The 15,314-nt window shown below is 63.7% G+C and carries 20 protein-coding genes; 13 read left to right on the top strand and 7 right to left on the bottom strand.

What is annotated here, in order from left to right; translation table 11 throughout:
* The first annotated feature begins 84 nt into the window (after positions 1 to 84).
* On the top strand, positions 85 to 291 hold the full coding sequence (locus QA640_RS31855) for a hypothetical protein (RefSeq protein ID WP_283036794.1): 207 nt from the start codon (positions 85 to 87) through the stop codon (positions 289 to 291).
* A gap of 139 nt (positions 292 to 430) precedes the next feature.
* Here QA640_RS31855 and QA640_RS31850 read toward each other — a convergent pair whose 3' ends face one another.
* Complete coding sequence (locus QA640_RS31850) at positions 431 to 679, bottom strand: hypothetical protein (protein WP_283036793.1); 249 nt, start codon at positions 677 to 679, stop codon at positions 431 to 433.
* A gap of 332 nt (positions 680 to 1,011) precedes the next feature.
* Between QA640_RS31850 and QA640_RS31845 the strand changes: the two genes are divergently transcribed.
* Positions 1,012 to 1,194 carry a hypothetical protein gene (locus QA640_RS31845; protein WP_283036792.1) on the top strand — a complete coding sequence of 61 codons (183 nt, stop codon included), beginning with the start codon at positions 1,012 to 1,014 and terminating at the stop codon, positions 1,192 to 1,194.
* Here QA640_RS31845 and QA640_RS31840 read toward each other — a convergent pair.
* The 6 genes from QA640_RS31840 to QA640_RS31815 form a co-directional block, all read right to left on the bottom strand.
* Complete coding sequence (locus QA640_RS31840) at positions 1,183 to 1,656, bottom strand: DUF3147 family protein (RefSeq protein ID WP_283036791.1); 474 nt, start codon at positions 1,654 to 1,656, stop codon at positions 1,183 to 1,185. The two genes, QA640_RS31845 and QA640_RS31840, sit on opposite strands and share 12 nt — an antisense overlap.
* A complete protein-coding gene (locus QA640_RS31835) occupies positions 1,656 to 2,003 on the bottom strand; it encodes a DUF3147 family protein (protein WP_283036790.1) in 348 nt (115 codons plus the stop codon). Before QA640_RS31835 ends, QA640_RS31840 begins: the two co-directional genes overlap by 1 nt.
* Positions 2,000 to 2,569, bottom strand: a complete 570-nt coding sequence (locus tag QA640_RS31830) for a phosphatase PAP2 family protein (RefSeq protein ID WP_283036789.1) — start codon at positions 2,567 to 2,569, stop codon at positions 2,000 to 2,002. Before QA640_RS31830 ends, QA640_RS31835 begins: the two co-directional genes overlap by 4 nt.
* Positions 2,570 to 2,647: 78 nt before the next feature.
* Positions 2,648 to 3,538 carry an SDR family oxidoreductase gene (locus QA640_RS31825; RefSeq protein WP_283036788.1) on the bottom strand — a complete coding sequence of 297 codons (891 nt, stop codon included), beginning with the start codon at positions 3,536 to 3,538 and terminating at the stop codon, positions 2,648 to 2,650.
* A gap of 210 nt (positions 3,539 to 3,748) precedes the next feature.
* Positions 3,749 to 4,303, bottom strand: coding sequence for a DUF4142 domain-containing protein (locus tag QA640_RS31820; RefSeq protein ID WP_283036787.1), 555 nt, complete (start codon positions 4,301 to 4,303; stop codon positions 3,749 to 3,751).
* 100 nt (positions 4,304 to 4,403) lie between these two features.
* Positions 4,404 to 4,631 (bottom strand): hypothetical protein, encoded by a 228-nt coding sequence (locus QA640_RS31815; RefSeq protein WP_283036786.1) that lies wholly within the window; start codon positions 4,629 to 4,631, stop codon positions 4,404 to 4,406.
* A 154-nt stretch (positions 4,632 to 4,785) separates the two neighbouring features.
* Here QA640_RS31815 and QA640_RS31810 point away from each other — a divergent pair, with 154 nt between their 5' ends.
* The 11 genes from QA640_RS31810 to QA640_RS31760 all read left to right on the top strand — a co-directional run bounded on the left by QA640_RS31810 (position 4,786) and on the right by QA640_RS31760 (position 15,075).
* Positions 4,786 to 5,145: a PRC-barrel domain-containing protein gene (locus QA640_RS31810; RefSeq protein ID WP_283036785.1), complete on the top strand. Its 360-nt coding sequence runs from the start codon at positions 4,786 to 4,788 to the stop codon at positions 5,143 to 5,145.
* A gap of 33 nt (positions 5,146 to 5,178) precedes the next feature.
* On the top strand, positions 5,179 to 5,337 hold the full coding sequence (locus QA640_RS31805; protein ID WP_283036784.1) for a hypothetical protein: 159 nt from the start codon (positions 5,179 to 5,181) through the stop codon (positions 5,335 to 5,337).
* Positions 5,338 to 5,579: 242 nt separating this feature from the next.
* Entirely contained in the window at positions 5,580 to 6,710 is a 1,131-nt protein-coding gene (locus QA640_RS31800; RefSeq protein WP_283036782.1) for an HlyD family secretion protein, read from the top strand.
* The gene (locus QA640_RS31795) at positions 6,707 to 8,326 is read left to right on the top strand and encodes a DHA2 family efflux MFS transporter permease subunit (protein WP_283036781.1); all 1,620 of its coding nucleotides are present in this window, start codon (positions 6,707 to 6,709) and stop codon (positions 8,324 to 8,326) included. Before QA640_RS31800 ends, QA640_RS31795 begins: the two co-directional genes overlap by 4 nt.
* Positions 8,327 to 8,535: 209 nt before the next feature.
* Positions 8,536 to 9,273 carry an SDR family oxidoreductase gene (locus tag QA640_RS31790; protein ID WP_283036780.1) on the top strand — a complete coding sequence of 246 codons (738 nt, stop codon included), beginning with the start codon at positions 8,536 to 8,538 and terminating at the stop codon, positions 9,271 to 9,273.
* A 58-nt stretch (positions 9,274 to 9,331) separates the two neighbouring features.
* Positions 9,332 to 10,333, top strand: coding sequence for a nitronate monooxygenase family protein (locus QA640_RS31785; RefSeq protein ID WP_283036779.1), 1,002 nt, complete (start codon positions 9,332 to 9,334; stop codon positions 10,331 to 10,333).
* Between the two features lie 142 nt (positions 10,334 to 10,475).
* Positions 10,476 to 12,071, top strand: a complete 1,596-nt coding sequence (locus QA640_RS31780) for a flavin monoamine oxidase family protein (protein WP_283036778.1) — start codon at positions 10,476 to 10,478, stop codon at positions 12,069 to 12,071.
* Between the two features lie 26 nt (positions 12,072 to 12,097).
* Entirely contained in the window at positions 12,098 to 12,487 is a 390-nt protein-coding gene (locus tag QA640_RS31775; protein ID WP_283036777.1) for a cytochrome c, read from the top strand.
* A gap of 20 nt (positions 12,488 to 12,507) precedes the next feature.
* Positions 12,508 to 13,002: a RidA family protein gene (locus QA640_RS31770; protein ID WP_283036776.1), complete on the top strand. Its 495-nt coding sequence runs from the start codon at positions 12,508 to 12,510 to the stop codon at positions 13,000 to 13,002.
* Positions 13,003 to 13,098: 96 nt separating this feature from the next.
* Positions 13,099 to 14,535, top strand: coding sequence for a M20/M25/M40 family metallo-hydrolase (locus QA640_RS31765; RefSeq protein WP_283036775.1), 1,437 nt, complete (start codon positions 13,099 to 13,101; stop codon positions 14,533 to 14,535).
* A 132-nt stretch (positions 14,536 to 14,667) separates the two neighbouring features.
* Positions 14,668 to 15,075: a hypothetical protein gene (locus tag QA640_RS31760; protein ID WP_283036774.1), complete on the top strand. Its 408-nt coding sequence runs from the start codon at positions 14,668 to 14,670 to the stop codon at positions 15,073 to 15,075.
* Positions 15,076 to 15,314 lie beyond the last annotated feature (239 nt).

Here is a 15,314-nt window from a genome sequence, read left to right as displayed (position 1 = left end):
CCCTGATCCCCGCTGACGCACCGGAACCATTGGGGCTGCGGCGCGTAAGCGTCTTGAACAGAGACGACAGCGAGAAGCACAGACATGACGCAGCACAATCAAGGCGTCGTTCGCGACAAGCGCGCGGAGGAACAGCCGCGCGACAAGCAGCGCGCGCAGACCGTGCATAAATCCGGCGCGAAGGGGTCGCCGTCGAAGGAAGCAACGCGCGATCCCGAACTGAGTGATGGGAGCAAGACGCCGGGCTCGGGCATGACTCCTGATGATTCCGGCACGCCGCCGACCGGTTGAAATTCCGAGGAACGAATCCATCTCGGACGCGTAAGTGGATTGCTTCGGCTTCATACCCCCGGTGGGCCGTAAGCAATCTCCAAGGACGGCCCTGGCACCCCGTGCCGGGGTCGTTTGCTTTTGTGCTCTCGTATCGCGATCAATCCTCTGCGTTGCCGTCGGAAGCGTCCGGCGTGTGGCCCTCGGGGCCGCGACCGAACACGCCATAGTCGCTCGACTTGACGCCCGCCAGCCCGTCGATGCCGTCACTGGCGAGCCCAAGCTTGAGAAGTTCGCGCACCGCAGCGGCACGTGTCGGCATGCGGTGGCGGAAGCGGAAATCGTCGACTGCACTGAGTTCTTCTGGCGAGAGCATGACTTGCAGTCGCTCGGCGCGAAGATCGTTCATGGTTGGCCACTCAAAGTTGGCAAGGTGAGTAGGTTACTCAACGAACCAATTCGGCGCGGGTTCCGCCGACTCCTCAAAGTTGGCCAAATGAGTGAAATTATCACATAAAATCAATAACTTATGTAATTGTGGAAGTGGCTACGAAGGTCCATGTTGAACCAGAAAATCGCTCCAAGAACTGGAGAGAGCCATGCCCAATCAGGTCAGACTGCCGCGCAAACTATCCGAAGAGCCGGAGGCGCCGGAGCCGCGCCGGCCGAGTCATCGGAGGGTGATTGAGCAACTCGATCGCTGGGCCAATAGCCCGGCCCTGCAACCCCCACGAGGTCGCGATGCGGAAACGGAAACGTTCTGATCCCCACACATTCGAGCAACGGCTCGAACAGCAAAGACTTCGGCTCGAAGACGAGCTTGCAAGAGCGCCGGTTGGACGGCTGCGCGATCTGATCGCAGCCCGGATCGAGCAGTTGCAGACCGCGGCCGAGATGCACGAGTTTCTGTCGCTACGACGCTAGCCGGTTGGCCGATGCGTCCCCTTGCTGCGGATGATGGTGCACGACGCGCAGCTTGCGACGTAGCCACCACATCGACACGGCGACGGCTCCCCACACGAGCAGCGCGACTGCAAAGGCCGCTGCAACGCTTGCCAAAACGGTGAGGTAGAACACGGCTGCGAAGGCGGCGAGGCCGATGCTTCCCAACCCGGCGCCTGCGGCATCGAGCGCGGCAGCCTGCCGGCCGCGCCTTTCTCCGTTCAGAGCAGCCTTCTCCTTCTTGCGGCGTTCGTGGCGATCGATCAGCGTGGCGCTGGCACAGAAGATCGCGGGAAGCGCGAGGAACAGGCCGCCCACCGACGTGCCGAATTGCTTGCCGATGAAACCGGCCAGAACAGTCGCGATCCCCCCGAGCACGAAGCGGATGAGATATTCGTACCAATGCGTCTGCTTCAGGGACGACGGCGACAGCTTGACGGGCATCACGAGGATCCTCCGAAGCTCGCCAGCAGGCTGAACGCGACGGCGAGCCAGACGACGAAGGAGACGATCGTGGCCGACAGCGCCGCCATGTGCCATCGCATCAGCAATTGGCACACGACGAAGCTGTAGCAGGCGAGCGCAACGGCGCCATAGATCATCGTCCAGCTTTCGGCCGCGGCATAGGCCGCGCCGTGCTGGGCGACGGCAATGCCGAGCGTCGCCAGCGCGACCGAGGGCGCGGCGCCGAGCAGGCCGGCAAAGCTCTTGGGGCGCAGCATGTCGCTCAGGACCGCGAAGGCTGAGACGATCAGGCCCCCCGCAACGAAGCGTAGGATTTGCTCGGTCACGGCCGTCTCCGCGCTTTGCGCCGCACGAGTACGCGCGGTCTCAACAGCCGCTCGACCGCGGCGCCGAGCGCAAAGCCCGCCACCACGTCGCTCGCCCAATGCGCCAGCAGCACGATGCGCGTCAGCGACAGTCCGACGGCAACGGTGCGCAATGCGCGGCGCGGACCGCGCGGCAACAGGCCAGCTGCAGAGGCAAGCGCACCCATATGAACGGCATGTCCGGACGGAAAGGCGTCGCGCGATTTCCCCGATATCGGAATGCCGCGCCGATGGCCGCGGACGGTCAGCCGGTCAGGCCTCGTCTGGTCGAAAATCGATTTCAGGATATGCGGCAGCACTGCCGTCACGAGCGACACCGCAAGTACGTGATTGGCGATCGGTCGCGCCGCGGGACGTCGCGTCCAGGCGTAGAGCCAGCCGGCGGTGGCGAGGGCGAGCAGCACGTGCTCGTCGGCGCCCCACGTGAGCGCCTGGGCAGCCTCTTCCATGCCCGGGTTGGCATAAGTGGCGATTTCATCGGCGATCGCGATGTCGATCCGGGTCGGCTTGACTGTGACGAGTGCCATCGTTGTTTGGTCGGCGAGGGTGCTCCGTGTCAGGCTTGTAAAGCGGGGATACGAGCGAAGTTCCGCATCTCGTGGCCTTTAAGGCTGCCCGGATCCGCCCGCCGAACCATAGACCTGCCCCGTAGCGTAGCTCGCGTCCGCGGCGGCAAGCTGCACGTAGATTGACGCGAGTTCCGCCGGCTGCCCCGGACGCCCCATCGGCGTCTGGCCGCCAAATCGTTCCAGCTTCTCCATCGAGGCGCCCCCGGAGACCTGAAGCGGTGTCCAGACCGGGCCGGGCGCAACGCCGTTGACGCGGATACCGCGCGGACCAAGCTGCTTTGCCAGCGACTTGACGTAGTTCATCGTCGCCGCCTTGGTCTGCGCATAGTCGTAGAGATCGGGCGAGGGATCGTAGGCCTGTTCCGACGTGGTGCCGATGATGCAGGCCCCCGGTTTCAGATGCGGCAGCGCCGCCTTGATGATCCAGAACGGCGCGTAGATATTGGTCTTCATCGTCGCGTCGAAATCCTCTGAGGAGACATCGATGATCGACTCGTGCGCCTGCTGCCGCGCCGCATTGCAGACGAGGATGTCGAGGCCGCCGAGACCCTGCACCGTGCGTTCGACGAGCTCCCTGCAGAACGTCTCGCTCCGAAGGTCGCCGGGAATGGCGAGACCCACGCGGCCCTCCTTCTTGATCAGCGCGAGGACGTCCTGTGCGTCCGGCTCCTCACTCGGCACGTAGTTGATGGCGACATCGGCGCCTTCGCGCGCATAGGCAATCGCCGCCGCGCGACCCATTCCGGAATCGCCACCGGTAATCAGCGCCTTACGCCCGGCGAGCCGGCCTGAGCCCTTATAGCTGGTTTCGCCGTGGTCGGGTCGCGGGTTCATCTGGCTCGCAAGGCCCGGCCAGGCCTGCGACTGCTTTTTGAAGGGCGGTTTCGGGTAGCGTGATGTCGGGTCGATGAGTTTTTCTTCGGCCATGTGCTCGTCTCCTTTCGCTGTTGCGGGTGGCAGCGAACCTGCGGCAAGTGTTGTGCCCGCCGCCTGGACGACGTGTCTGCGCGATATCGATTGCCTGCGGCTCTCTCCGCCGGTTTCACCCTCAACGCGCGGACAGAGGCATCGTTGCTGGGAAGTGATGGGATGCCGACAGGTCAGGGCTGCCGGCATCCGCAATGCGGCGCAGCGTTCTTACTTGCTGGACTGGCCGACGCTGGGCGCCTTGCCGAGTTCCTGCGCCATGTCGAGATGGTGCTTCAACGCTGGCAGCGTCTTGCCGGCCCAGTTCTTCAGCTCAGGATTGTCGCCGCCATTGGCATAGCGCTCGAACAGCGATACCGCGTCCTTGTGTGCACTGAGCTGATAGGAGTCGTAATCCGAGCTGAAATCCTTGCCCGATGCATCCTTGAGCTTGTCGAGCTTGTTCTGGTGCGAACTGTCGAGTGCCGTCGGCGCCGTCGCCTGGACCTTGCCGCTGCCAACCAATTGCTTCAGCTCCGTCGAGGTTTTGGTGTGATCGCTCACCATTTGCTGGGCGAAGGACTTCTCCTGCGCGTTGCCCTTCTGCTCGGCGAGCTTGCTTGATTCGATTTCGAACATGTCGCTGATCGCAACTTCCTTGACGAAATCGGCCGTGGCGGGAGCCACGCCGAGCACCGAATTCACCCCGCTCTTCTCGCCGATTGATTGCGCGAGCACGGGGCCTGCGAGCAGGCAGCAGCCGAGTGCAATCAATGTGCATCTCATGATTCCTCATCCTCCGACTTGGCGGCGTACAGGACGCGGTCGCCGCGCTGGTGTTGTGTGGCGATCAACATTCGGTTTGAGCGCTTGTTCCAACGTCCCGCTAGTCGGTCGGATTGCGGCCGGTGCGCGGGTTGAGCGGCTTGGTCGGCCGCCGCCGCAGCCCTTCGGGCAGGAACGGCTCACCGCCTTGCGCGCTCGGCATCGCGCGCACGTCAGCGTAGCGCTGCGCCCTCTCATGCGGGGTTTCGTTGTTGTTGATTCGCCGCTTCACGTCGACGCCGCCGACGGGATCGTTGACGCCATGTTGGATGTCGCGGAAGTCACTCATGTCTCACGGCTCCCGTTTTCGTGCAATCAAGTGGGAGAACCGCGGCTTTTCAGCGTTGTTCCAGGCCGCAGCGGGGAACACGTGGCGAGAGCGCCGGAACGATCGCTTCGCGGCTTGGTTGGTCCGCAAAGCGAGTCTCAACGGAGATCTCACCATGATGGATCAAAGCGAAACAGGCACGCTGATCGGAAGCGACAAGGTCGAAGGGACTTCGGTCTATGGCGTCGACCGCAACAAGATCGGTTCGATCGAGCGCGTCATGATCGACAAGAAGAGCGGCCGCGTGTCCTACGCCGTGCTCGGCTTTGGCGGGTTCCTCGGGGTCGGCAACGATCACTATCCGCTGCCCTGGCAGTCGCTGAAGTATGACACCGATCTCGGCGGCTACGTCACCGGCATCACCGCGAATGAGCTGCGCAATGCCCCGCACTATGGCGAGGCGGCCGAATGGAATTGGAGCGACGACGCCAGGGTCCGCGCGCTGAATGCCTATTATGGCGTGCCGATTGTCTAGGCCATTCGTCGCACTATCGAGCAGGAGTTTCCGATGAGCAGGGAAAAGCCCACGGACGATCCCCGGCAGCAAAACGACTGGGGATCGCATGCACAGACGGACAAGCCCTGGAAGGGCAATCCGGAGAAGGAACAGAGGTCGGGCGAGGCGAAGCCCGATCTGGAGAAGTGGCACGAGAGCAAAACGCATTGAATGTGCGCACGTAGGGCGCGCGTGGCAGCTCGATGCCGCCCAGGTTCGACGTGGTTACAAGGGGAGAGCTCGCTACACTCTCGGTGCCATCGCCTGGCTTGACCTGCGATCCAGTATTCCAGAGACAGTCACGGCTTCGCAGATGGGGCGCGGCGTACCCGGTCAAGCCGGGGCGACGGCGCTATTCGGGTGACGAGCCGAACGAGCTTTCCTTGCATGTGAACTGACTGAGGAAATCAACCGTGGATGCTCAAACACGCGAGCGTGGACCGTCCGCGGAGCAATCAATGCCGAAGGACGGCTCGAACACCGGCCGCGAGCGTGCGGAGATGCGCACGCCGTCGCTCCGCGACCGGCTGCGCGAGCATTGGCTGCTCGCGTCCGCGGGTGCCCTTGTCCTGATTGCTGCGCTCTTGGCCGGCCTCGTCTACTGGCTGAACATCCGCCACTATGAATCGACCGACGATGCCTTCGTCGCCGCGCGCAGTTTTTCGGTGGCCTCGAAGGTCGCCGGCTACGTCGCGGACGTCCCCGTCACCGATAACCAGCACGTCAATGCTGGCGACCTGTTGGCGAGGATCGATGAGCGCGACTATCGGATCGCGCTCGACCAGGCCGAGGCGCAGGTCGCTGCGTCACAGGCCAATATTGGAAATGTCGAGGCCCAAATCGAGTCCCAGAAGGAGCAGATCAACCAGGCCAAGGCCCAGCTCGATCAGGCCCAGGCGCAGCTTAAGTTTGCGCAGGAAGAGGACGCACGGGCGCAGGACCTCGTCCAGAAGGGCGCCGGCACCGTCCAGCGCGCGCAGCAGACCCACTCCGACCTTCAGGCGCAGCAGGCCAACACCGAGCGTGCGAAGACCGCGGTGATCAGCGCCGAGCTCGGCATCAAGACGCTTGAGGCGCAGCTCGAAGGTGCGAAGGCGCAAGCGAAGCAATCGGAGGCGCAGCGCGATCAGGCCAGGCTGAACGTCGATTACACCAGCGTGCTCGCAGCGCAGCCGGGGCGCGTCGTCAAACTTAGCGGCGCCAAGGGCACCTACGTCACGCCGGGCCAGAGCCTGATGATGTTCGTGCCCGATGACGTCTGGATCGTCGCCAACTACAAGGAAACGCAGCTCAAGCACATGCGGCCGGGGCAGCCCGTCGAGATCCGCATCGATGCCTATCCCGACCGCAAGCTCACCGGTCGCGTGGACTCGGTGCAGCCGGGCTCCGGTACGGCATTCAGCCTGCTGCCGGCGGAGAACGCGACCGGCAACTACGTTAAGGTGGTGCAGCGCGTGCCCGTGAAGATCGTGGTCGACCGCTGGCCGGCCGATCTGCCGGTGGGGCCGGGCATGTCGGTCGTGCCCTGGACCCGGGTGCGATGACCGACATCACGCAGGGTGGCGCGGCGGCCGGCGGCTGGTCGCCCGAGCGTTCCGCGGCTGGCGGACACAGTCCCTATCTGATCGCCTTCGTCGTCTCCATTGCCACCTTCATGGAGGTGCTCGATACCACAATCGCCAATGTCTCGCTGCGCCACATCGCCGGCGGGCTCGCGGTCGGCCTCGACGAGAGCACCTACGTGGTCACGAGCTACCTCGTCGCCAATGCCATCGTGCTGTCGATCTCGGGCTGGCTCTCGACCGTGATCGGCCGCAAGCGCTTCTACATGATATGCGTTGCGACTTTCTCGGCGGCATCGCTGCTCTGCGGCTTCGCCTGGAGTCTCGAGGCTCTGGTACTGTTCCGCATCTTGCAGGGGCTCGGCGGTGGCGGTATGGCGACCAGCGAGCAGGCGATCCTTGCCGACTCTTTTCCGCCGCACAAGCGCGGGCAGGCGTTCGCCATCTATGGCGTGGCCGTCGTGGTCGCGCCGGTGATCGGCCCGACGCTCGGCGGCTGGATCGCCGACACGTATTCCTGGCACTGGGTGTTCCTGATCAACGTGCCGATGGGGCTCGTCTCGCTGTTCCTGGTCGGTACGCTGGTCAGGGAGCCGTCGGGCGCGGAAGAGGAGAGGACGAAGCTCCTGAAGAAAGGCCTGCGCGTCGACTATGTCGGCTTCATCCTCGTTGCGGTGGGATTGGGCTCGCTCGAATTCGTGCTCGATGAGGGCCAGCGCAACGACTGGTTCGGATCGACCATGATCGTTGCCTTTGCAGGCCTGGCTGCGTTCTGCCTGCTCGCGCTGATCCCATGGGAATTGACGCGCGAGGATCCCATCGTCGACATCCGCCTGCTCGGCCGGCGGCAGTTCGGCGCCTGCTTCGTGGTGATGCTGGGCACCGGCGCGGTGCTGATCTCGACGACGCAGCTCATTCCGCAGCTCCTGCAAACCGAGTTGAACTACACCGCGATGCTTGCGGGCCTCGCTTTGTCGCCCGGTGGCGTCGCCACGCTCATTCTGATGCCGGTGGTCGGGCGTCTCATCGGTATGGTGCAGCCGAAATATCTCATCATGATCGGCGCGGCCATCTGCGCCATCGCGATGTGGCACCTCACCGGGCTCAACGGCGACATTACCTACGGCTATGCGGCGATGGCGCGCATCATGCTCGCGCTCGGTCTGCCCTTCCTGTTCCTGCCGGTGACCACGGCGTCCTACGACGGCGTGCCGCAGGACAAGACCAACCAGACCTCCGCGCTCATCAACGTCGCGCGCAATATCGGCGGCTCGATGGGCGTTGCGTTGGCGCAGACGATTCTGGCCCAGCGCCAGCAATTTCACCAGAGCCGGCTGATCGAACATCTCGCGCCATCCGACCTAGGCTATCAACAGAGCGTGGACGCGATGACGCGGTTCTTTGAGGCGCAGGGCTCGAACGCGTCGGATGCCGCCTCGCAGGCGATCGCCTGGGTCGGCAGGACCTTGCAGCAGCAGGTCGATCTACTCGCCTATGTCGACGTGTTCGGGACGCTTGCGATCATCGCCGCGCTGATGATCCCCATCGCCGCCATCCTTCGCTCGATCGACCTGCACGCCCCGTCCCGCGGGCATTGATTGCTTTCGCAAACCGAACGATTTCCAACGTAGGTCTGATAAAGGAACTTATATGAAACCCCAAGATATTTCGAAGTAAGCTATAGTCCGAAAAGCCAGAATTCGACAGTGCTATTTTAGAACTATAGGCTCGATTTCAAGATTCTAATGGCGCGCGCCGCGTGGGCGGTCGATATCGCCCCGGCGCCGTCCCACAAGAGGAGGCGACCTTGTCCAAGCGAAACGCCACGGCTGCCGTCATCGGTGCCGGCGACTATATCGGTGCCGAGATCGCCAAGAAGTTCGCATCCGAAGGCTTCACCGTCTTCGCCGGCCGACGCAATGGCGACAAGCTCGCGCCGCTCGTTCGCGAAATCGAAGCGGCCGGGGGCGAGATTCATGCCCGCTCGCTCGATGCGCGCAAGGAGGAGGAGATCATCTCCTTCCTCAACGACGCAGACAAGCACGCACCGCTTCAGCTCTGCATCTTCAACGTCGGCGCCAATGTCAATTTCCCGATTCTGGAGACCACCGAGCGCGTGTTCCGAAAGGTCTGGGAGATGGCCTGCTATTCCGGCTTCCTCGCAGGGCGTGAGGCGGCGCGGCTGATGCTGCCGCGCGGCGGCGGCAACATCTTCTTCACCGGCGCAACCGCGTCCTTGCGTGGCGGCAGCGGCTATGCGGCGTTTGCCAGCGCCAAGTTCGGCCTGCGCGCGGTGGCCCAGGCGATGGCGCGCGAACTCGGTCCGAAGAACATCCATGTCGCGCACCTCATTATCGACTCCGGTGTCGACACGGCTTGGGTGCGGGAACGGCGAGAGCAGCTCTGGGGCAAGGAGGCGCTCGACAATCCCGACCTCCTGATGTCGCCAGCCTCCGTCGCGGAATCCTATTGGCAGCTCTACCAGCAGCCCAAGAGCGCCTGGACCTTCGAGATGGAGATCCGCCCCTTCGGAGAGAAATGGTGACCGCGGCGCAGAACTCCGGCTAAACTCGCGCCAGAAAAACATCCGGGAGGACGCCTACGTGAAGACCGCGATCACCGAACTGTTCGGCATAGACCACCCGATCATCCAGGGCGGCATGCATTTTGTGGGCTTTGCCGAACTCGCCTCCGCCGTCTCCAACGCCGGCGGGCTCGGCATCATCACCGGGCTCACCCAGAGAACGCCGGAGCTGCTCGCCAAGGAGATCGCGCGTTGTCGTGAGATGACCGACAAGCCGTTCGGCGTGAACCTCACCTTCTTGCCGACCTTCGCAGCTCCGCCCTATCCGGAATACATCGCCGCGACCGTGGAAGGTGGCGTGAAGATCGTGGAGACTGCTGGACGCAGCCCCGAACGATATATGCCGGCGCTGAAGGCTCACGGCATCAAAGTGATCCACAAATGCACCTCGGTGCGCCACTCGCTGAAAGCCGAGCGGATCGGCTGCGACGCGGTCAGTGTCGACGGTTTTGAATGCGGTGGCCATCCCGGCGAAGACGACATCCCCAACATGATCCTGCTGCCGCGCGCGGCGGAGGAGCTGAAGATTCCCTTCGTCGCCTCCGGCGGCATGGCCGACGGCCGCAGCCTCGTCGCGGCACTTTCGCTCGGCGCCAGCGGCATGAACATGGGCACGCGCTTCATCGCCACCAAGGAAGCCCCGGTCCACCAGAACGTGAAGAACGCGCTGGTCGCGTCGACTGAGCTCGATACCCGCCTGATCATGCGCGCGCTGCGCAACACCGAGCGCGTGCTGAAGAACGCCAACGTCGAGCGCCTGCTCGAGATCGAGCGCGAGAAGGGTGACAAATTGAAGATCGACGACATCCACGACCAGGTCGCTGGCGTCTATCCGAGAATCATGATCGAGGGCCAGATGGATGCCGGCGCCTGGAGCTGCGGCATGGTCGCTGGCCTCATCCAAGACATCCCCTCGTGCAAGGAACTCGTCGACCGCATCATGAGCGAGGCGGACGAAATCATCCGCGGCCGGCTGATGGGCTTCCTTGACGGCAAGACGTCGGCGCGCAAGGTCGCGTGACGTCCTATTTGCGGCGCCAAGGATCGCGATCAGCGATCCTGTTCGCGCGTTGCAAGGCACGCCGATCAACAACGCGTGTGTTGCCTCGCCCTGCGGCGTGCTGTTTGCTGACGGCTCAGTACTGGGCCGTCTCCGTAACTCGATGCAAAGCGAACCCGTGACCGTCAGGCGACGTGATCTTCTTGCGTTGATCGGCACGGTGGCCGGCAGCGCGGCCATGTATCATGCGATGACGAGCCTCGGGCTCGCATCGGAGTCGCGCTACAAGGGGCCGATTCGGCTCGAGGGTGACCCCAAGGGCGCCTCCGTGCTCGTGCTCGGCGCGGGCCTTGCCGGCATGACCGCGGCGCTGGAGCTGCGCAAGGCCGGTTACACTGTTCAGATCCTCGAATTCAACGGCCGGCCCGGTGGCCGAAACTGGACCTTGCGGGGCGGCGACACCTTCACCGAGCTCGGTGGCCACAAGCAGGTGTGCGAGTTCGAGGAAGGTCTCTATCTCAATCCGGGGCCGTGGCGCATTCCCTATCACCACCGCGCGCTGCTGGATTATTGCAAGCGGCTCGGTGTTACCCTCGAGCCGTTCAATCAGCTCAATCACAATGCTCTCTTGCATTCCGTGCGTGCCTTCGGCGGCATCCCGCAGCGGCTGCGCGCGGTGAAGGCGGATTTCCAGGGCCAGATCGCTGAACTGCTCGCTAAAGTCACGCAGCAGGGCAAGCTGGACGAGACCGTATCGAAGGAGGATCAGGAGATCCTGCTTCAGGCGCTGCGCTCCTGGGGTGCGCTCGACAATGGCTATGGCTACAAGGCCAATCTGATCTCGGCGGAATTCCGTGGCTACACCAAGGACCCGGGTGGGGGATTGACGGCGATGCCGGAGCCGAGCGAGCCTGTTGGCCTGTCGGAGGTGCTGAAGTCGCGGCTCTGGCGCTATTTGCGCGGCTTTGCACACTACAATTTCCAGACCACGATGTTCCAGCCGGTCGGCGGCATGGACATGATTGGCAAGGCCTTTGCGAAGGAGGTCGGCGACCTCATCCGCTACAATGCCAAGGTGACGCAGATCCGGCAGGACGCGCGCGGCGTCACCGTCAGCTATGTCGATGCCAAAAATCCCGGAGCGGTGCAGCAGGTGCACGCCGACTGGTGCGTCTGCACGATCCCGCTGACGATCCTGAGCCAGTTGCCGCTCGACGTCAGCGCCGCCATGAAGTCCGCGATCGATGCTGTTCCGTATGCCGCGTCCGTGAAGATCGGCCTGCAATTCAAGCGCCGGTTCTGGGAGGAGGACGAGGCGATCTATGGCGGCATCAGCTACACGGATCTACCGATCCGCCAGATCGCCTATCCCAATTACGGCTACAACGGCGCCGGGCGCGGCGTGTTGTTGGGGGCCTATTTGTTCGACGGTCCGAACTCCTACGAATTCACCGCGATGTCGCCCGCCGAGCGGGTCGCGCGCGCCGTCGAGTTCGGCGCCGCCATTCACCCGCAATACAAAAGCGAATTCGAAAACGGCATCGCGGTCGCCTGGCACCGGGTCCCCTTCGTGCTCGGTTGCAGCGGCGACTGGAGCGACGAGACGCGCGCCGCCCACTACAACAACCTCAGTCAGATCGACGGCCGCATCGTGCTCGCGGGCGAGCACGTCTCCGCACTGCCGGCCTGGCAGGAGGGCGCGATCCTCTCCGCGCTCGATGCGATTGCGCGCCTGCACGACCGCGTGGTGAGGACGTGATGGGTTCACGCGAGCGGCGATGGCCCTTGCGGCTTACCTTGACGGCGCTGATGATGCTGTCGGCAACCGCGCGGGCGCATGACGGTCCGGAAAACCGCACCTTTAGCTCGGGCTTCAATTTCGCGGAGACCACGGGCGAGGAGCTGTTTGTCAATGTCTGCCAGGGTTGTCACATGCCAGACGCGGCTGGAGCATCGGGCGCCGGCGCCTATCCCTCGCTCGTCGGCGACAAGAATCTGGAGGCGCGCGGTTATCCCGTCTATCTCGTGCTCAACGGCCGGCGCGCCATGCCGCCGTTCGGCGAGATGATGACCGACGCGCAGATCGCCGCCGTCGTGAACTATCTCCGCACGCATTTCGGCAACAATTACGATGACGCGGTGACGGCGAACGAGGTGAGGGACGCCCGCCGCTGAGGTCCAAGAGGGGGAGACGAATGAATTTGAGAACCGCCGCCGTCATCGGCGCATTGTTGTCGATCGCATATGGGAGCACGGCGCAGGCCGAAGTCACCCGGCACCCGATTCCGAACTCCACCTTTCCGATCGCGCAGGCCGTGCAGGTCACCGGCAACGCTACGACCTATTATGTCAGCGGCCAGGTGCCGCCGGTCGCCAATAAGGATGTCGATCCCCAGAGCCGAGAGGCCTATGGCGACACCAAAACTCAGACGGTCGGCGTGCTCAACCGTATCAAGGGCATTTTGGAGGGGCTTGGCCTCACCATGGGCGACGTCGTGAAGATGCAGGTCTTCCTGGTTCACAACGCCTCCGCACCGATGGACTTCAAGGCCTTCATGGAGGGCTACACCCAGTTCTTCGGCGGCAGCCAGCCCAACCTGCCGGCCCGCTCGGTCGTCGGCGTCGCGGCGCTCGCCAATCCCGGCTTCCTGGTCGAGATCGAGGTGATCGCGGTGAAGGACGCGAAATAGGCCGGGGGCGGTTGCAAAAACGTCAGAACGATCGCGCTTGCCAAAGCGCGCCTGCGCTGTCTGTATTCAGCGAGGTCGCATTTGCAGGAGCGCGAGATGAAGAAGACGATCACCAAGAACAATGTCTCGTGCAGGAAGGCTCTGCTGTCGACAGCCGTCGCGGCCTTGGTGCTCACCGGCGCGGCGTCCGCCGAAGGCCTGAGCCCGCCGCAACAGCTCTCCCACGATGTCTACAAGGAGCTGGTCGAGATCGACACGACCACCGCAACCGGCGACACCGCGCGCGCGTCCGAGGCGATGGCCGCGCGGCTGAAGGCGGCGGGCTACCCCGATTCGGACGTGCACGTCTTCTCGCCCGCGCCGCGCAAGGGCAATCTGGTCGCGCGCCTGCATGGCAGCGGCGCGCGCAAGCCGATCCTCCTGGTCGCCCATCTCGACGTCGTGCCGGCCCTGCGTGAGGACTGGTCGGTCGATCCGTTCAAGCTCGTCGAGAAGGACGGCTACTACTACGGTCGCGGTACCGCCGACGACAAACACATGGCATCGGCCTTCATCACCAGCCTGATCCGTTTCAAGCAGGAAGGCTACAAGCCCGACCGCGACATCATCGTTGCACTGGAAACGGACGAGGAGATATTTGACCGCGACGGTCTTGGTATCAACTGGCTGATCAAGAACAAGCGCGATCTCATCGACGCCGAATTTGCGTTGAACGAAGGCGCCGGCGTGGGCCTGAAGGACGGCAGGCCGATCCGTGTCGGCGTCCAGACCAGCGAAAAGATCCCCGTCAGCTTCCAGCTCGACGTCACCGATCCCGGTGGTCACAGCTCGGTGCCGCGCAAGAGCAACGCGATCTACAAGCTCGCCGAAGGACTGGTGCGCCTGTCCAAGTTCAACTTTCCGCTCAAGCTGAACGCGACAACGCGCGGTTGGTTCGAGAAGAGCGCGCAGTTCGAGAACGAGCAGACCGCGGCCGACATGCGCGCCGTGATGTCGGACAAGCCCGATCCGGCGGCGCTATCGTTGGTCCGGCTCGCTGCGAACCCCGTCTACAACGCCCAGCTCCGCACCACCTGCGTTGCGACCATGCTCCAGGGCGGGCACGCCGTTAACGCGTTGCCGCAGTCGGCGAGCGCCAAGGTCAATTGCCGCATCATGCCGGGCGAGCCGGTGGAGGAGGTCAGGGCGACCCTGGAGCAGGTGCTGGCGGACCCGGACATCAAGCTGACGCAGCTCGATACGGCGGTGGTCTCGGCGCCAAGTGAGTTGCATGAGGAGATCATGGGCGCGATCGAAAAGCTCTCGGGCGAGTTCTTTCCCGGTGCCATCGTGCTCCCGGTCATGAGCTCCGGCGCCACTGACGGCAGCTACCTGCGCAATGCGGGCATCCCGACCTACGGCCATTCCGGCATGGCGATCGACATTGGCGAAAACCGCATCCACGGCAAGGACGAGCGTGTTCCCGTGGCCTCGTTCTACAAGGGGCAGGAGTACCTTTACCGTCTGGTCAAAACGCTGGCTGGCGGTTCCTGAGCTTGCCGAAGGCCTGTGAATCGGTGATTGACTTCGGCGGCCGGTAACCCTGAAGGCAATCTGCTGCTGGAAATCCGCCTCGCACCTCCTAAATAAGGGTAATGCCCCTAATTGGGTTTCAGGAGGCGTCTCTTGGTCCTGAAATGCGTTTCTTTCGGCCTCGCCATCGCGCTCGTGCTCGCCTGCAGCGCGGCGATGGCTGACGACTACAAGTCTGACGAATATCTCGGCCTCGATCTTGCCAGGGCGGTGTTGTCGCCGAAGCGGCTCGGCCCTGCGACGCAATTCGCGCCCGTCCAGGTGGAAGCAAGAAGTGACGCGGCGCGTGCCGTGCCCGACGTCACGCCGAAGACGGTCGCGACCGAGCGCGTGAAGGCGCCGCAGCCGCGGGTTGCTCACGCGAAGAGCGCTGAGCCGCGTGGCGCTGCCCGCGCCAGGCTGGCGCACCGGCACACGAATCCGCTGGACGCGCAGGCGATGGACACGCGCATCCAGACCTGGCCGTGCAGGTCAGGCGGCATCTGCAACTGGAAACGCTAGAGCATGATCCGGACCCGAAGGGCCGCGTTAGCGCAAAGTGTGAAGCGGTTTTCCCTCGCGACAAACGCGGAACGCGATTGCGCGGAGATCATGCTCAAAAAGTAATCTGAAGTGCGATTGCATCGCGGTTCAGACGAGCAGCTTCATCCGCCCGTCGCAAAACGGTAGGCGCGGAGTCAAAAAACCGTCGGCTTGGAGTCAAGGGGCGCAGGCACCTTTCGTCGCGATTCGACGAAGGT

The sequence above is a fragment of the Bradyrhizobium sp. CB82 genome, assembly GCF_029714405.1.
In the GTDB taxonomy this organism is placed as follows: Bacteria; Pseudomonadota; Alphaproteobacteria; order Rhizobiales; family Xanthobacteraceae; genus Bradyrhizobium.
Note: the sequence above shows the minus strand (reverse complement) of the source record. Positions and strands in the feature narration are given on the sequence as shown.